This window comes from Pseudomonas fluorescens, assembly GCF_040448305.1.
GTDB lineage: Bacteria > Pseudomonadota > Gammaproteobacteria > Pseudomonadales > Pseudomonadaceae > Aquipseudomonas > Aquipseudomonas fluorescens_BH.
Map to the genome: position 1 here is coordinate 5,978,314 of NZ_CP148752.1, position 16,931 is coordinate 5,995,244.

The 16,931-nt window shown below is 61.8% G+C and carries 14 protein-coding genes; 8 read left to right on the top strand and 6 right to left on the bottom strand.

Annotation, left to right across the window (positions count from 1 at the left end; genetic code table 11):
- Window positions 1-2: 2 nt before the first annotated feature.
- On the bottom strand, window positions 3-2,519 hold the full coding sequence (gene hrpB / locus WHX55_RS27255; RefSeq protein WP_353741634.1) for an ATP-dependent helicase HrpB: 2,517 nt from the start codon (window positions 2,517-2,519) through the stop codon (window positions 3-5).
- A 109-nt stretch (window positions 2,520-2,628) separates the two neighbouring features.
- Between hrpB and WHX55_RS27260 the strand changes: the two genes are divergently transcribed.
- Both WHX55_RS27260 and WHX55_RS27265 read left to right on the top strand, forming a co-directional pair.
- The gene (locus tag WHX55_RS27260; RefSeq protein ID WP_353741635.1) at window positions 2,629-3,048 is read left to right on the top strand and encodes a polyribonucleotide nucleotidyltransferase; all 420 of its coding nucleotides are present in this window, start codon (window positions 2,629-2,631) and stop codon (window positions 3,046-3,048) included.
- Window positions 3,049-3,089: 41 nt separating this feature from the next.
- Window positions 3,090-3,986, top strand: a complete 897-nt coding sequence (locus WHX55_RS27265) for a cation diffusion facilitator family transporter (protein ID WP_150755025.1) — start codon at window positions 3,090-3,092, stop codon at window positions 3,984-3,986.
- On the opposite strand, the gene WHX55_RS27270 is transcribed toward WHX55_RS27265, so the two are convergent.
- Window positions 3,980-5,023, bottom strand: coding sequence for a DUF6515 family protein (locus WHX55_RS27270; protein WP_150726976.1), 1,044 nt, complete (start codon window positions 5,021-5,023; stop codon window positions 3,980-3,982). The two genes, WHX55_RS27265 and WHX55_RS27270, sit on opposite strands and share 7 nt — an antisense overlap.
- Window positions 5,024-5,460: 437 nt before the next feature.
- On the opposite strand from WHX55_RS27270, the gene WHX55_RS27275 reads away from it, so the two are divergent.
- A complete protein-coding gene (locus tag WHX55_RS27275) occupies window positions 5,461-5,940 on the top strand; it encodes an Lrp/AsnC family transcriptional regulator (RefSeq protein WP_007937367.1) in 480 nt (159 codons plus the stop codon).
- Window positions 5,941-6,153: 213 nt separating this feature from the next.
- The gene (locus WHX55_RS27280) at window positions 6,154-6,363 is read left to right on the top strand and encodes a DUF2788 domain-containing protein (RefSeq protein WP_039594082.1); all 210 of its coding nucleotides are present in this window, start codon (window positions 6,154-6,156) and stop codon (window positions 6,361-6,363) included.
- On the opposite strand, the gene WHX55_RS27285 is transcribed toward WHX55_RS27280, so the two are convergent.
- From WHX55_RS27285 to WHX55_RS27300, 4 genes are all read right to left on the bottom strand, one after another.
- Window positions 6,358-6,993: a pseudouridine synthase gene (locus WHX55_RS27285; protein WP_151214171.1), complete on the bottom strand. Its 636-nt coding sequence runs from the start codon at window positions 6,991-6,993 to the stop codon at window positions 6,358-6,360. The genes WHX55_RS27280 and WHX55_RS27285 overlap by 6 nt on opposite strands.
- Window positions 6,994-7,062: 69 nt before the next feature.
- Window positions 7,063-8,562 carry an AMP nucleosidase gene (gene amn, locus WHX55_RS27290; protein WP_191624916.1) on the bottom strand — a complete coding sequence of 500 codons (1,500 nt, stop codon included), beginning with the start codon at window positions 8,560-8,562 and terminating at the stop codon, window positions 7,063-7,065.
- Between the two features lie 190 nt (window positions 8,563-8,752).
- Entirely contained in the window at window positions 8,753-10,402 is a 1,650-nt protein-coding gene (locus WHX55_RS27295) for an acyl-CoA dehydrogenase family protein (protein ID WP_150726973.1), read from the bottom strand.
- 95 nt (window positions 10,403-10,497) lie between these two features.
- The gene (locus WHX55_RS27300; RefSeq protein WP_353741636.1) at window positions 10,498-12,861 is read right to left on the bottom strand and encodes a 7TM diverse intracellular signaling domain-containing protein; all 2,364 of its coding nucleotides are present in this window, start codon (window positions 12,859-12,861) and stop codon (window positions 10,498-10,500) included.
- A gap of 410 nt (window positions 12,862-13,271) precedes the next feature.
- On the opposite strand from WHX55_RS27300, the gene WHX55_RS27305 reads away from it, so the two are divergent.
- The 4 genes from WHX55_RS27305 (at window position 13,272) to WHX55_RS27320 (ending at window position 16,815) form a co-directional block, all read left to right on the top strand.
- Window positions 13,272-14,069, top strand: a complete 798-nt coding sequence (locus WHX55_RS27305; protein WP_008052407.1) for a hydroxymethylpyrimidine/phosphomethylpyrimidine kinase — start codon at window positions 13,272-13,274, stop codon at window positions 14,067-14,069.
- Window positions 14,070-14,100: 31 nt separating this feature from the next.
- On the top strand, window positions 14,101-14,724 hold the full coding sequence (gene thiE, locus WHX55_RS27310) for a thiamine phosphate synthase (protein WP_150755031.1): 624 nt from the start codon (window positions 14,101-14,103) through the stop codon (window positions 14,722-14,724).
- A 28-nt stretch (window positions 14,725-14,752) separates the two neighbouring features.
- Window positions 14,753-16,036, top strand: coding sequence for a glutamate-1-semialdehyde 2,1-aminomutase (hemL, locus tag WHX55_RS27315; protein ID WP_353741637.1), 1,284 nt, complete (start codon window positions 14,753-14,755; stop codon window positions 16,034-16,036).
- Between the two features lie 224 nt (window positions 16,037-16,260).
- The gene (locus WHX55_RS27320) at window positions 16,261-16,815 is read left to right on the top strand and encodes a tetratricopeptide repeat protein (protein WP_150726970.1); all 555 of its coding nucleotides are present in this window, start codon (window positions 16,261-16,263) and stop codon (window positions 16,813-16,815) included.
- Window positions 16,816-16,931: the final 116 nt, after the last annotated feature.

Genomic DNA, 16,931 nt, shown 5'->3' on the forward strand with positions numbered 1-16,931 from the left:
CGTTATTTACGCGGTTTGATCCGCGCAGTCGCCTCCGCCACCAGCGGATCATCCGGCCAGTAATGCTTCGGATAACGCCCCTTCAAATCCTTCTTCACTTCGGCGTAGGTGCTGCGCCAGAAGTTGGCCAAGTCCTGCGTCACCTGCACCGGCCGGCGCGCCGGAGACAACAGATGCAGCTTGACCACCTGCCGGCCTCCGGCGATGCGCGGGGTTTCGGCGAGGCCAAATAACTCCTGCAAACGCACCGCCAGAATCGGCGGCTGTTCGCTGTAGTCCAGGCGAATCGAGGAGCCCGACGGCACGCTCAAATGATGGGGCGCCAGTTCGTCCAGCCGCTGCGGCAGCGGCCATGGCAGCAGGTTGTGGACGATGCTCGACAGATCAAGATTGGCGAAGTGACTGAGCCGCGAAACCTTGCCCAGATACGGCATCAGCCAGTGCTCCAGACTCTTGAGCAACGCCGCGTCGCTGACATCCGGCCACTGGCTCTCGCCCTTGGCGGCGAGGTCCAATTGACGCAACAAGGCAACCCGCGCCTGCCACTGACGCAGCTCCGGGGTCCACGGCAACAGCTCCAGGCCTTTGCGTCGCACCAGGTTCACCAGTGCCTGGCTGCGGGCGGTTTCGTCGAGGCCTGTCAGTGGCTCGCGGCTGAGGATCAGTTCACCGACCTTGCGCTGACGCTCGGCCCGCAGCACGCCTTCACGTTCATCCCAATCCAGTTGATCGACGCAGCGCACCTGCTCGGCCAGCACTGAATCGAAGAGCGCCGGATCGAAGTCCGTCGCCAGATAAATCCGCTCCTCACGCTGGCCCTGGCGACTGCCCAGATCGGCGATCACCAGCCACGGTTGCTTCATCAGGCTGTCAGCCTCGGCGAACAGCGCGGCACGGCCGTTGGCCAAGCGATATTCCGCTCCACCGGCGCGCCGTTGCTGGGCGACGCGGTCGGGATAGGCTAGCGCCAGCAACGCGCCGAGCCAGCGCGGGTGATCCGGATCGCTGACCGGCTCCGAGGCTTTGCCGCGCAGGTAACCACGATACTGCCGCGCCAGTTGCCGTGCGCGCTGCACGCCCCCCTGGGCACCGCGTGCGGCACGCTCTTCGCCAGACAGCAGTACCAGTCGGCTGTGCAAGTCCGCCCCGGCGCCGCGCAAGATATCGCGCTCGCCGAGCAGTGCCGCGACATCGCAGGCCATGTCCGCCAGGCCCAGCGCCTGGCCGCGCAACAGCAAATGCGCGATGCGCGGATGCGCCGGCAGCTCGGCCATGGCCTGACCGTGACGGGTCAGCGCTTCACCCTCCAGAGCCCCCAGGCGTTCGAGCAGGTCCTGAGCCTGTGCATAAGCGGCGGCCGGCGGCACGTCGAGCCACACCAGTTGTCCGGGCGTCACGCCCCAACGTCCCAGTTGCAAGGCCAGCCCGGCGAGGTCCGCCGAAAGGATTTCCGCACTGCCATAGGCCGCCAGTTGCTCGTGTTGGTCCTGGGACCACAAGCGATAACACACGCCCGGCTCGAGTCGCCCGGCCCGGCCCGCGCGCTGGGTGGCGCTGGCCTTGGAAATGCGCTGGGTGTCGAGACGGGTCATGCCGCTGCCGGGGTCGAAACGCGGCACCCGCGCCAGCCCGGCATCGATCACCACGCGCACGCCGTTGATGGTCAAACTGGTCTCGGCGATGTTGGTGGCCAGCACCACTTTGCGCTTGCCCGCCGGTGCCGGATCGATCGCGGCCCGTTGCGCGGCGAGGTCCAGTTCACCGTGCAACGGGCACAGTAGAACCTGAGTATTTTCGCCCAAGGCATCCGCCAGTTGCTGATGCACGCGGCGGATTTCTGCCTGCCCCGGCAGGAACACCAACACGCTGCCGGTCTCGTCGTTCAAGGCTTCGAGGATGGTCTGCACCAGACGCGGCTCGATGAATTCACCGGACTGAAACGGCCGGCCCCAGCGCATCGCCACCGGGTACATACGCCCTTCACTGCGCAGAATCGGCGCGTCGTCCAGTAACCCGGCCAAGCGTTCGCCTTCGAGCGTGGCGGACATCAGGAGGATTTTCAGCGGCTGATCGTCACGGAACAGTTCGCGGCCATTGAGGCTCAGGGCCAGCGCCAGATCCGCGTCGAGACTGCGTTCGTGAAATTCATCGAAGATCAGCAGGCCTACGCCTTCGAGCGCAGGGTCGTCCTGCAAACGCCGGGTGAGGATGCCTTCGGTGACCACTTCGATGCGGGTGTTGGGACCGACCTTGCTGTCGAGCCGAATGCGATAGCCCACGGTTTCGCCAACCTTCTCCCCCAGCTCACTGGCCAGCCGCTCCGCCGCTGCACGCGCGGCCAACCGGCGGGGTTCGAGCATCAGGATGGTCTGCCCGGCCAGCCACGGTTCGTTGAGCAAGGCCAAAGGCACCCGGGTGGTTTTACCGGCGCCGGGTGGTGCTTCGAGCACGGCTTCGTGGCGTGTAGCGAGGGCTTCACGCAGGGCGGGTAAAACTTCATCGATCGGCAAAGAAATCATGCTGGCTCCCAAACAGAGCGGCGAGTATAACGGCGAACTGCGTGGCGTTAATCACGGTCCTAATTCATACCGACGACGTTTCGTTTCGAGATTACCCAGGAGATTTCATATGCGTGCTCCCTTTCGCCTGATTGGCGGTGTTCTGGTCGCAACCTTGCTGACTCAAGTGACCGCCTGCGGGTCGATCTTCTACCCGGATCGCCGTGGCCAGATTGAAGGCAAGATCGACCCGGCCATCGCCGCGCTCGACGCCGTGGGCCTGCTGTTCTACATCATCCCCGGCCTGATCGCGTTTGCCGTGGACTTCGCCACCGGTGCGATTTACTACGCGCCGGGAGAGACCGCACAAGTTGCACCGGAAAAACTCAAGGAAGCCATCGGTCCCGACGGCAAGGTCGATAACCGCAAGTTGCAGACTATTCTGGAAAGCGAGCTGGGCCGCAGCTTCCCACTGGACGATCCACGCCTGATCCAGAGCAAGGGCAGCGCCCAGCAACTGGCGATGTTCGGCCTGCAACCCGCCGCGTAATCCCTACGCGTGAAAGGACTCTTCAAGGAACGATGGCCCCTATGACCTCCAGCTCCGAACACGCCCGCCTGCTGCGGCTGGCGACCCGTGCCTCGGTGGCGGTGGCATGCATCCTGATCGTCGCCAAAGCCATCGCCTGGTGGCTGAGCGGCTCGGTGAGCATGCTCGCCGGGCTCACCGACTCGACACTCGACGGCGTCACGTCATTGCTCAACCTGCTGGCGGTGCATTACGCCCTGCGCCCCGCCGACAATGATCATCGCTACGGGCACGGCAAGGCCGAGTCATTGGCGGGCATGGCCCAGGCGTTGTTCATTGGCGGCAGTGCGGTACTGATCGCGTTGCAGGCCTTTGATCGGCTCAAACATCCCGAACCGGTCGGCGCGCCGTGGATCAGTATCGGCGTGATTGTGTTTTCCCTCGTGCTGACCCTGGCGTTGTTGATGTTTCAACATCGGGTGGTCAAGGCCACCGGCTCCAACGCGGTGCGCGCAGACTCCCTGCACTACCGCTCGGACATGCTGCTCAACGGCAGCATTCTGATCGCGCTGGTGTTGGCCGGGTTTGGACTGCATCAGGTCGACCCCTGGTTCGGTCTGGGAATCGCCGCCTACATTCTGTGGAGCGCGGTGCAGATCGCCCGGGAGAGCTTTGCGGTATTGATGGATGAAGAACTGCCGCCGGAGGTCAGCCAGCACATGCTGGAATTGGCGTGCAGCGTGCCTGGCGTGTTGGGTGCCCATGACCTGCGCACGCGGATCTCCGGCAACCAGTGGTTTGTGCAGTTGCATCTGGAGTTGCCGGGAGAGCTGACGCTGTCAGTTGCCCATGGCATCAGCGATCAGGCGGCCGCTGCCATTCACAGCGCCTACCCGCGCGCCGAAGTACTGGTGCATGCCGATCCGAAGGAAGTGGTGAAAGCCGCCCGGGATCAGTAAGTCACCTGATAACCGCGACTGCTCAGGCAATCGCCCTGGGCCTGTCGGTAGGCTTGCACCACCGACGGGTCGGGCTGGTAGGTGGCGGCTCGTGGATCGAAACCACTCTGCTGCACCGCGTATTGATAACACTCGTAACCATCCCGACTGACCTGCTCCGGCGACTGTCCGTTGGCTGGATACGCCTCCACGTCATAACCACTGTTGCCGGCTGGAGGTTGCGATTGGCCAACCGGCGGTTCGACCACGACGTAGTCCTGAGTGCTTTGCTGATAGGCGTAATAGGAACCGGCCGCGAGGAACAGCAATGCCCCGCCGATCCACACCTGCTCGGCGTAATCAGGCAGGTACCTGACACGAATCCCGCGCGGTGGCTCCACCACCACATAACGCGGGCCCAGCGGGCGATACCAGTAGCCACCGGAATAGTAGTAATCCATGCCACGGTAAGGCACGCGGAAGTTGCGCTCGGGGAAGCGGTCGATCACTTGGCCGGGGCGATACCTGGGACCAGGTCCCCAGCTGTTACCGTATCCACTCGGGCGCCCCTGCCCGTAATTGTCATAGGACGGTGCGACTGTGTAGCCATTCCAGCGCTGGTTGTAATCGTTGCGACGCGGCTGATCCTGGTAGTAACCGCGCTGCGGCTGCTGGGTCTGGCGCACGGTGTCGGGCCGGGGCTGGATTGGCATGTCAGTGGCAGGCATCTGCGGCATGGGTAGCGGCGATCGCACCCGGCTGTTGAAATCCGGCGCTGGACGGTTCTGCCTCTGGTCATTGTCCTGACGTTGATTCTGGCCGTTGTGATCGTACTGGCGATTGTCGTTGTTTTGCGCACGGGGCTGATTCTGCTGCTGGCCATTTTTCGGGTGCGGCTGGTTGCTGCCACCATGGCCCTGGTTATCGCCCTGATGCCCACCCTGGCCGTGTTGCCCGCCATCATGGCCACGGTTTTGCGGTTCATCGGCCATCGTTTGCGCGGTGACACTGACACACAGCAAACCAACGCCGGCCAAACGCCAGATGCGCGATTTCATGCTTTACCTCATTGCGGGTAAGGGCCTGTACGTAAGACTGGGAAAGCGCTGGCCGGTTCTGCGACAGGTTATCTGTCACGCAACTTATTTATTGAGGCCAGCGGGTCAAATTCCACACAAGAAAAAAGGGAGACCCGTCGGCCTCCCCTTAGAGAACTTCGTCCTGGCTCGACACTTGTGGCGTCGGCTCACCTCACGCCGTCTTCTGGACAGTGTGTAGCTCGGGGGTCGGCACATCCCCGGTGGGGGTGGCGACCGCGGCGGGCCTGATTCGGCGAGCCGCACTGGACTGTTTGTCCGAGCAGTGATTCTGGTGATAAGAATAGGCCGGGAGCGCCAGCAGAGGATTGCGAAGATTGCTGAATTAAACATCACTTGCGCAATTTTTAACCCAGGATACATAATCCTCCGCAATAGTTACGACAAAGGACCGTTTGATGAGCAAGCTCGACCGTTATGACCTGAGTATTCTGGCGGAATTGCAGCGCGACGCACGCATCTCCAACCAGGAGCTGGCCGAGCGCATCGGCCTGTCGCCTTCGCCGTGCTCGCGGCGGGTCAAGCAACTGGAAGACGACGGCTACATTTCCCGCCAGGTCGCCCTGCTCGACCGCAAGATGCTCGGCCTGAGCCTGACCGCTTACGTGCTGATCGGCATGGACCGTCACACGCCGGAGCGTTTCGAGAATTTCGAAGCGGCCATCCGCACCCTGCCCCAAGTGCTCGAATGCAGCCTGGTGACCGGAATGGATGCCGACTATCAACTCAAGGTCGTGGTGCCGGACATGGATCACTACCAGAAACTGCTGCTGGGGCATCTGACGCGGATTGAAGGCGTGACCAGCGTGCGTTCGAGTTTTGTATTGAATCAGGTGTTGAACAGCACCGAACTGCCTTTGACTCATCTGCGTAGCTGAAGACGCCATCGCGAGCAAGCTCGCTCCCACAAGGTTTTGTGTTGACTGCAGTATTGTGATCCATACAAAACCTGTGGGAGCGAGCTTGCTCGCGAAGAGGCCTGCACAGGCGACGAATGACTGCGACACACCGACGCAGGTCAATACAGCGCGAACCCGCGCAGGCGTATACTCCCCGCGCCCTTTTAGCCACGCCCGCGCTGGAGATGTTCGATGGATCCTGCCGTTTTCGAAGAGTGGATGATGACCGGACTGGTCAGCATCCTGATCATTTTCATGGGTTTCATCGTCTGGGATCTGGCGAAGAAGTCCAAGGCCGGGCGCTTTGGCTCGTTCATTCTGTTCTTCGTGCTGGGCCTGGGCGTGGCCGCGTTCATCATCAAGAGCGTAGTGATCGGCCTGATCGAATCCGGCACGTTATAAGCGCGCCGGCACTTCCTTCCACTGGCCCTGATCGAGCCCTTCGATCGTCCAGTCGCCGATCCTGACCCGCACCAGACGCAAGGTCGGCAACCCGACCGCCGCGGTCATGCGCCGCACCTGCCGGTTGCGCCCTTCGCGAATCACCAGTTCCAGCCAGCTGGTCGGCACGCTTTTACGAAAGCGCACTGGTGGATTGCGTGGCCACAGCTCGGGTTCGTCCAGTTGCCGCGCCTCGGCGGGCAAGGTCATGCCGTCATTCAATTCGACGCCGTCACGCAAGCGCTGCAATTGCTCGGCGCTCGGCTCGCCCTCGACCTGCACCCAATAGGTCTTGGCCAGCTTGTGTTTCGGGTCGGCGATCCGCGCCTGAAGCTGGCCGTCGTTGGTCAGCAATAACAAGCCTTCGCTGTCGCGGTCCAGCCGTCCGGCCGGATAGATTCCCGGTACATCGATGTAATCCTTGAGCGTCGCGCGCCCTTCGCCATCGCTGAATTGCGTCAGCACATCGAAAGGTTTGTTGAACAGGATCAGCTTCGGCTCGGCCGGTGGTGCCTTGGCGACACGGCGCGGGGCTGAAGGAGAGGGTTTCGCGCCAGGACGGCTGGAAACGGGACGTTGAGGACGAGACATGGCAGAGAGAACATCTAGCGATCAGGGCTGACAATGCTAGTGCCCCAACCGCTAAATGGCCATCGTGAATCAGCGGAACGGCGGCTCGTCGAAGCTGCGCAGTTTGCGCGAGTGCAGCGAGTTGAGCTCGGTGCGCAGCAGATCCACCGCCTCGATACCGATCTTCAAGTGCTGGCTGACCGCGCGTTCATAGAAGGCGTTGGCCGAGCCCGGCAGCTTGATTTCGCTGTGCAGTGGTTTGTCCGAGACGCACAGCAACGTACCGTACGGCACCCGCAAACGATAACCCTGCGCGGCAATCGTGCCGCTTTCCATGTCCACCGCCACGGCGCGGGACAGGTTGATCAGCGGCCGCTCCTGCGCCCAGCGCAGCTCCCAGTTACGGTCGTCGTAGGTCAGCACGGTGCCGGTACGCAGGCGTTTCTTCAGTTCGTCGCCCTTCTCGCCGGTGACGTTGGCCGCCGCTTGCTGAAGCGCGAGTTGCACTTCGGCCAACGCCGGAATCGGAATGTTCGGCGGCACCACCCGGTCGAGAATTCCGTCGCGACGCATGTAGGCGTGGGCCAGCACGTAATCGCCAATGGTCTGCGACTGACGCAGGCCGCCGCAGTGGCCGATCATCAGCCAGCAATGCGGGCGCAGCACGGCCAGGTGGTCGGTGATGTTCTTGGCGTTGGACGGGCCGACACCGATGTTGACCAGGGTCACACCATGGCCGTCACTGGCGATCAGGTGATAGGCCGGCATCTGGTAGCGGTGCCAGACCACCCCGGCGGCAATCGCCGAGGCTTCACCGTGATCCATGCTCTTTTCGATGATCACGTTGCCCGGCAGGACCATGCGCACAAAACGCGGATCGCTGCGCAGTTGCTCCAGGCCATGGACGATGAACTGGTCGACGTAGCGGTGATAGTTGGTCAGCAGGATCCACGGCTGCACATGCCGCCAGTCGCTGCCGGTGTAATGCACCAGTCGGCGCAGGGAGAAATCCACCCGCGCAGCATCGAACAGGGCCAGTGGCAGCGGATCGGTGTTTTCCCAATCGTACAAACCATCGGCAATGCCGTCGGTCGCGGCCGACAGGTCGGTACTCGGGAACACCCGCGCCAGCACGGCGGCGGTGACGCCGGAACCTCCCAGCTCATCGCCCTGCTCGACCACATACGGATACGGAATGTTCTGCTGACTGACACCGACTTCGACGGTCACGGTGAAGTCGTGCATCAGCGGAACGAGCTGTTCCAGCAGGTATTTACGGAAAGCCGATGGATGGGTGACGGTGACGCTGTAGGTGCCCGGCAGCTGGACCTTGGCGTAGGCACGGGTGGTCTGCGGGACTTCGCCCTGGCAGTGGTAGGTCAGTCGCAGTTCGGGATAACGGAACAACGCTCGCTGTTCGGCATCAGGCTCGACGCGATCCTTGAGGTAACGCTTGAGCGCCTGACTCAGCGCGGTGGTTGCACGATTGTGCAAGTGTGCAAGCCGGTCCACGGCTTGCTCGGCGGTTTGAACGACAATAAAAGCTTCGGTCACGATCAGCATCCTGTGTTCTGACTTGCAGACCTTCATCTTGCCTGCATCGTCGCTTCACGGGAACAGTAGTGTGTTGGCAAAACAGCATTGCGGTGTACGCAAAACAACTGTGGGAGCGAGCCTGCTCCGGGCGGCGTTCCGACGAAAGCGGTCTGTCAGTCACATCAATGTTGAATATGACACCGCCTTCGCGAGCAGGCTCGCTCCCACAGGAGGCCGGTGTTGCTTAGAAGCCTTGTGGGGTCGAGCGGGCGACAATGGCTTCCACATCCAGGCCGCGAGGCAATGCGCCATACACTCGGCCACCACCATCCAGACGACTGGCGATGAAGGCATCACTGACCAGCGCATTCCCTGCTTCCAGCAACAGCTTGGCCTGCAGGCCCAGCGCGATGTCCTCGGTCAACTGCCGGGCACGGTACTGAATGTCGCTGGTGTCCTTGAAGGCCGCCTGCAATTGATTGATGTGCGCAGCCAGACGCTTGTCGCCATGGCCATCGCCCAACTCGCTGAACAGCGCATCGAGCACACCCGGCTCTTTCGACAGGGCACGCAGCACGTCGAGGCACTGCACGTTGCCGGAACCTTCCCACGTCGAATTCACCGGCGCCTCGCGGTAAAGCCGCGGCAGGATGCTGTCTTCGACATAACCCGCGCCGCCCATGCATTCGGCCGCTTCGTTGATCATCGCCGGCGCCCGCTTGCAGATCCAGTACTTGCCCACCGCCGTCACCAACCGGGCGAACTTGGCTTCCTGTGATTCGTCCAGATGATCCAGCGCCCGGCCCATGCGCAGGCTCAAGGCCAGGGCGGCTTCGCTTTCCAGCGCCAGATCCGCCAGCACGTTCTGCATCAACGGCTGTTCGCTGAGCAGCTTGCCGCCAACCGAACGGTGAGCGCAGTGATGGCTGGCCTGGGTCAGCGCCTGACGCATCAGCGAACTGGAACCGACCATGCAATCGAAGCGGGTCATGGCGACCATCTCGATGATCGTCGGAACGCCACGGCCCTCTTCACCGACCATCCACGCCAGTGCGCCACGGAACTCCACTTCGCTGGAGGCGTTGGAGCAATTGCCGAGCTTGTTCTTCAGGCGCTGGATATAGAACTGATTGCGCGTGTCGTCCGGACGATGGCGCGGCAGCAGGAAACAGGTCAGGCCCTTGTCGGTCTGCGCCAGGGTCAGGAAGGCGTCGCACATCGGCGCCGAGCAAAACCATTTGTGCCCAACCAGTTCATAGGCCTGGCCCGGACCGCTGGCACCGACCGGATACGCCTTGGTGGTATTGGCCCGCACATCGGTACCGCCTTGCTTCTCGGTCATGGCCATGCCGATGGTAACCCCGGCCTTGTGGGCCATGCCGACGTTGCGCGGGTCGTATTCGGTGGCGAGGATTTTCGGCAGCCATTTTTCCGCCAGGTCCGGTTGCAGACGCATGGCCGGAACGCTGGCGAAAGTCATGGTCAGCGGGCAGCCACTGCCGGCCTCGGCCTGGCTGTGTAGGTAAGTCATGGAGGCACGGGCCACATGGGCGCCGTCTTGCGGGTGCGCCCAGGGCAACGAGGTCAGGCCGTGTTCGACCGCCGTGCGCATCAATTGGTGATAGGCCGGATGAAATTCCACCAGGTCGATGCGATGACCAAACCGGTCATGGCTGTTGAACACCGGCTTGTTCTGATTGGCGAGGAACCCGGCTTCCATCAACGGGCCACCGGCCAGCGCGCCATAGGCGTCGATCCGCGATTCGGCCCAACCGGCCCCGAACCGCCGCGACCATTCCTGCAACGGCAAGTCGATACGGTACAGGTTGGCGCCGTCCAGTGACGGTGGCTGGTTGGTGACTTCGTGGGTTTCGGCGAACTGATGCAGGTTCATGACAGGGCTCCTTTGGTCGGCCAAGGGACTTCAGTTAAGCACCGCCCCCCGGCTGAAAAAAGTGTCATATACGCCTAACTGTCGGCGCTTTCGCCCTATTGCGAGCAGAGCACGCGGCGGTAGAGCGCGGCCTGCAAGTCTTCGAATTTCACCGGTTTGCTCAAGTGATCAATCACCGCGCCGATCGAGCAGCGCTCACGGTCACCGCCCAGAGCGATCATGAACAGCGGCAGTTCGGTATAACCCGGCAACGCGCGGATCTGGCAGCACACCGACTCACCGTCCTGCAGCGGCAACTGACAATCGACCAGCACTGCGTCAAACACTTCGCGCTGCAAGAGATCGAGCGCAACGTAGGCGCTATCGGCCGTACGCACGCGGAACCCCAGCTTGAGCAACATACCGCGCATCACCAACTGGCTGATGCTGTTGTCATCCACCAACAGCACCGCACAATCCTGAGGCAAGCGCAGGCGCGGAAAATCCCCGGACATCAACGGCGTCACCGTACGTTCGGCCACCGCCAGCCCAACTTCCACATCCAGCTGAAACCGGCTGCCGCGTCCTGGCTCGGTGCGATGCGTCAGGCGTCCACCCAGCAACTCGATCAACTGTCGGCAAATCGCCAGACCAACACCCAGGCCACCGTATTCACGGGTCATCGAGCCATCGAGCTGGAAGAACCGTTGATACATCGTGGCCTCCCCCAAATCGGTGAAACCAATGCCCGTGTCGATCACCGCAAAGCTCAACGCCAGCCGGTCGGGCTCAATGGCCTTGCCGGTCACCCGCAAGGCCAGGCCGCCGATCCGGGTGAACTTGATGGCGTTATCCAGCAGACATTCCAGGCACTGCGCGATCTTGACGTTGTCGCCGTGCAAACGATCCGGCACACCTGGCGCGACATCGACCTTGAAGTCCAGCGACTTGCCCGATGCGTTGCCCTCGAACTGCGTGCGCAGTGCCTCGACCATACCGCGCAAACTGAAGGTGTCGGCCGAGGCCTTGAGTTTGCCGGCCTGCAATTCCGTAAGGGTGAGGATGCCGTTGACCATGCGCATCATGTCCCGCGCCGATCCCGAAGCCGTTTGCTGATACTGCTCGAGCTCCGGGTCCATCTCGACCGTCTGCATCAGCTCCAGCGAACCGATCACCCCGTTCATGGGCGTGCGCAGTTCGTGGGTCAGGGTGGCAAGGAATTCGTCCTTGAGCTTGTTGCTGCGAGCCAGTTGCTGGTTGAGGACTTCAAGCTTCTGACTGGCGTCGAACAGCGTTTGCGCCTGCTGCTCGCGCATGTCGTTGATGCGGTCGGCCAGCGCCAGAGACAGCAAGGCCACTTCGATGGCCGAACCGATCTGGCTGGAATACATGGTCAGGAACACGTTCGGCAGGTAGCCCAGCACCATCAGCGTATTGACGATGCCGCCGAGCAAAAACGCCGACCAGGCAATGATGAAATACCGCGCCACGCGCAGGCCCCGCAGCCAGGCAAAGATCCCGGCGGCAAAAATCACCACAGTGAATGCCAACGCCAGGGCCGTGGCCAGTCGCAGGGCCAGGGCGTAGCTGGTCATCAATGACAAGCCGACCACCAGCGCACTGAAGGCAACCAGCGCCAGCAACAAGCGGTCGAGCCAGCGACTGTGGGTAGAAATCTGCAAGAAACTGCGGGCGAACTGACTGCCGAACAGCCCCGCACAGCCGATGAAAAACGGCGTCGCAGCATTAGCCCACCACGGACTGTCTGGCCAGAAATACTGCACGGCCGCACCGTTTACCGACAGCTGATACAAACCGAACGAGGCGATATAGAAGATGTAGTAGAGGTAACTGGTGTCGCGCACGCTGAGGTAGATGAACAGGTTGTAGACCAGCATCCCCAGCAATACGCCGTAGATCAATCCCAGTACGTAAAGGCGCAAGGGCTGCTCTTCGAGGTAGGCGGTGCTCGACCACAAAGTGACCGGTGCCTGGATCGAGCCTTCGCTTTGCAATCGCAAGAATACGGTTTCGGCCTGGTCAGGTCTGAACGTCAGGTCGAACAAATAGCTGTTCTGACGAATCTCGCGGCTGGCGAACGGCAAGGCATCTCCGGTTTGCCTGACCAACTGATAGTTGCCGGTCGCATCGGGCGAATAGAGATCGAGATGATCGAGGGGCGGATAGGCCAGTTCCAGCAGCCAGGTCCGTTGTGCCGCCGGATTGACCGGACGGTAATGCAGGTCGATTTTCAGCCAGAACACTGAACGCGAGTACCCGGCGTTGAGCGTGTCTTTGTGGTGTGGTTTGAAGTTGCCGGCCGCCGCTTGTGCACGGATATCCGCGATGGTTGCCTGACCACCTGCGTCCTCATAGACCTGCAGGGTACGGCCCAAGGGGAGGCTTTGAGTGGACTCATCGAACTCGACGGCGTTTGCCAGGAGGGGCAAACACAACAGCAACATCAGCAAATAGTGCATTGAAGCCCCAGCGTGGCCTGTCCGGTTCTGTCAGGAAGCCCCCCATTCCTTTTGAGCAGACGTAAAACCGGTATCACCTGTTATTGGTTTGGATCCACTCTAGCATAGCCGTTGATAGCCATTAAACACCATTGAAATTTTTCCTGAAAAGGCTCTAGAACGGGCGTCTCAGAGCGACTAGCAGAAGGCGTTTTGTGGTTAATGAGTCACCGTGGCGAGGGAGCTTGTTCCCGTTCGAGTGCGAAGCAGTCGTAAAACCAGCCGACTGATGAACCTGACAGTTTGTTGGGGCCGCTTCGCGACCCAACGGGACGGTGCGGCGATCCGACAAGCTCCCTCGCCACAATGCAACAGTCAGGCTGGTTGTCGCTACACCCGAAAAACGTTGTTTGGTGGTAAGCTCGCGCACCATGAATATCTACAGCTCTCGCCCCGTTGTCCTCTGTCTCTCCGGCCACGACCCAAGTGGTGGCGCCGGCTTGCAGGCAGATATCGAAGCCCTGCTCGCTCAGGGTTGCCATGCGGCTCCGGCCGTCACCGCCCTGACCGTGCAAGACACTGTCAATGTCACTGACTTCCGCGTCCTCGACCGTGAGTGGGTACTGGCCCAGGCCAATGCCGTGCTCAACGATTCCGAAGTCGCGGCGGTCAAGCTGGGCATGCTCGGTTCTCTGGAAATGGTCGACACCGTGGTCGAACTGCTTTCGGCGCATCCGCATTTGCCGGTGGTCTGCGACCCGGTGCTGCGCGCCGGCGGCGGCGGACGCCTGGGCAAGGACGAAGTCGGCTATGCCATGCGCGAACGCCTGCTGCCTTTGTCCATCATTGCGACCCCCAACCTTCCCGAAGCCCGTATCCTCGCTGAACTGCCAGAAGGCACCGCGGACGAGTGCGCTGAAAAACTCCTGCCGTTCGTCAAACACCTGCTGATCACCGGCGGCCATGGCGACGAAACCGAAATCCACAATCGCCTGTACAGCCGCGACGGCCTGCGCGAAACCTATACCTGCCAGCGTTTGCCGGGCAGCTATCACGGTTCCGGCTGCACCCTGGCCAGTGCGCTGGCCGGTCGTCTGGCCCAAGGCGAAAACCTCGCCAGTGCCGTACAGACCGCGCTTAACTACACATGGCGCACCCTGCGTGATGCCGAGCAGCTGGGCAAAGGCCAGTTTGTGCCGCGCCGTTTGCCACTGGATTTCTGTTCGTAACTTCTATTTGTAATGCGGTGAGGCTTGTCCGATGAAACTACGTGGCCTGTACGCCATTACCGACAGCCATTTGCTGGACGGTAAGTTGCTCAAGTACGTGGAGGCGGCGCTGGAAGGCGGCGTCACCTTGCTGCAATACCGCGACAAGAGCAGCGACGAGGCCCGCCGCCTGCGAGAGGCCGAAGCCTTGCGCGGGCTGTGCGAACGCTACAGGACGCAATTGATCATCAACGACGACGCCGAGTTGGCGGCCCGCCTGAACGTGGGCGTGCACCTGGGCCAGACCGATGGCCCGCTGACTCCGGCCCGTGCACTGCTCGGGCGTCAGGCGATCATCGGTTCGACCTGCCACGCGCAGCTCGAACTGGCCGAACAGGCCGCCAAGGAAGGTGCCAGCTACGTCGCCTTCGGCCGCTTCTTCAATTCGAACACCAAGCCCGGCGCACCGACCTGCAGCCTCGACCTGCTCGACCAGGCCCGCAAGCAGTTGCACCTGCCGATCTGCGCGATCGGCGGCATCACCCTGGATAACGCCGCCCCACTGGTGGCCCATGGCGTCGATCTGCTGGCGGTGGTGCATGGCCTGTTCGGTGCCGAGAGCACGGCTGAGGTGACCCGCCGCGCCCGCGCCTTCAACGAATTGTTTTCTATTTAAGCTTTAAATCTGATTTGAGAGCCCGATCATGTCTCGTTCCGAAACGCTGTTTGCCAATGCCCAGAAACACATTCCCGGTGGCGTGAACTCGCCGGTTCGCGCGTTCAAGAGCGTCGGCGGCACACCGTTGTTCTTCAAGCACGCTGAAGGCGCCTACGTCACCGACGAGGACGACAAGCGTTATGTGGATTACGTCGGTTCCTGGGGTCCGATGATTCTCGGCCACAGCCACCCGGACGTGCTGGACGCCGTGCGCAAACAGCTTGAGCACGGCCTGTCCTACGGCGCCCCGACCGAGATGGAAACGCAGATGGCCGATCTGGTCTGCTCGCTGGTGCCGTCGATGGAAATGGTGCGCATGGTCAGCTCCGGCACCGAAGCGACCATGAGCGCCATCCGCCTGGCCCGTGGTTTCACCGGCCGCGACAGCATCATCAAGTTCGAAGGCTGCTACCACGGTCACTCCGACAGCCTGCTGGTCAAGGCCGGGTCCGGCGCACTGACCCAGGGCGTACCGAGTTCGGCCGGTGTACCGGCGGCATTCGCCAAACACACCCTGACCCTGCCGTTCAACGACATCGATGCTGTTGAAGCGATGCTCGCCGAAGTCGGCCAGGACGTGGCCTGCATCATTGTCGAGCCAGTGGCCGGCAACATGAACTGCGTGCCGCCGGCACCGGGTTTCCTCGAAGGCCTGCGGACCCTGTGCGACAAGCACGGCGTGGTGCTGATTTTCGACGAAGTGATGACCGGCTTCCGTGTCGCCCTCGGCGGTGCCCAGGCGTACTACGGCGTGACGCCGGACCTGACCACCTTCGGCAAGATCATCGGTGGCGGCATGCCGGTCGGCTGCTTCGGTGGCAAGCGCGAAATCATGCAGCGCATCGCCCCGCTGGGCCCGGTCTACCAGGCCGGTACGCTGTCCGGTAACCCGCTGGCGATGGCCGCCGGCCTGACCACCCTGCGCCTGATCAGCCGCCCGGGCTTCCACGCCGAGCTGACCGACTACACCACTCGCCTGCTCGACGGCCTGCAACAGCGCGCCGATGCGGCCGGCATTCCGTTCGTAACCACCCAGGCCGGCGGCATGTTCGGCCTGTACTTCAGCGGTGCCGACGACATCGTTACTTTTGATGACGTCATGGCCAGCGACGCAGCCCTGTTCGGTCGTTTCTTCCACCTGATGCTCGAAGGTGGTGTGTACCTGGCACCGAGCGCATTCGAAGCCGGCTTCACTTCGATCGTCCACGGCGAAGCAGAACTGAAGCTGACCCTGGACGCCGCCGAGCGCGCCTTCGCGGCCTTGAAGTAACGCTCAAATGCTGACGTTGGCCCTTGCCAGCGTCAGCTTTCGCCTACACTCCCGCGTTTTTTCCTACTCATCTGCTAATAATCCCCCGCAAAGTGGGCGATAAATTTCCCGCGCAGCAGAAAAACGAGTAAAGACTTTGTAAGGTTGCCCCTGCTTATTTCATAATGCGCGCTTATTGGATCCCTCGATGGGTCCGCGCGCCCTTCAGAGGTAAGTCGATTCCCATGAACCGCACCGGCCGCACCCTTGCACTGGGCTGCCTGTTGCTTCTTCAGCCCCTGCTCGCGCACGCACAAGCAGGCGGCAACTCGTTGTTAATCCCAGCGATGGGTCGCTGCACCCTCAATACCCAGCCGCAAGACCTGGAACAGGCACTCACCGCCTGCCAGAAAGCGTCGGAAGAAGGGGATGCGCAAGCGCAATACGAGTTGGGTGAGTTCTACTACGAAGGCAAAAACACGCCGCGCGACCTCAATCAAGCCCTGAGCTATTTCGAAAAAGCCTCGCTGCAAGGCCACGCCCAGGCACAATTCAAACTCGGCACCATGTTCTTCCACGGCGAAGGCGTGCCGGCCAATAACGTTCAGGCGTACATCCTGCTGAAGATGGCGGCGGTCAACGGCGCCGAAGACGCACTGGACACCGCCGACGAAGTCACCGAAAAGATGCCCCGCGAAGAACTGGAGCTTGCTACCCAGGTGCTCGGGCAAATCTTCCGTAAATATTTGATGGAATTGCAGAGCGCTGACGGGCGTACGCCGTTCGCGCCACTGCCCTGATTCTGTGTTGATCTGACTGGCCCCATCGCGAGCAAGCTCGCTCCCACATTTGATCTCTGGCGTTCACAAAACCTGTGTGCGCCGCAATTCCCTGTGGGAGCGAGCTTGCTCGCGAT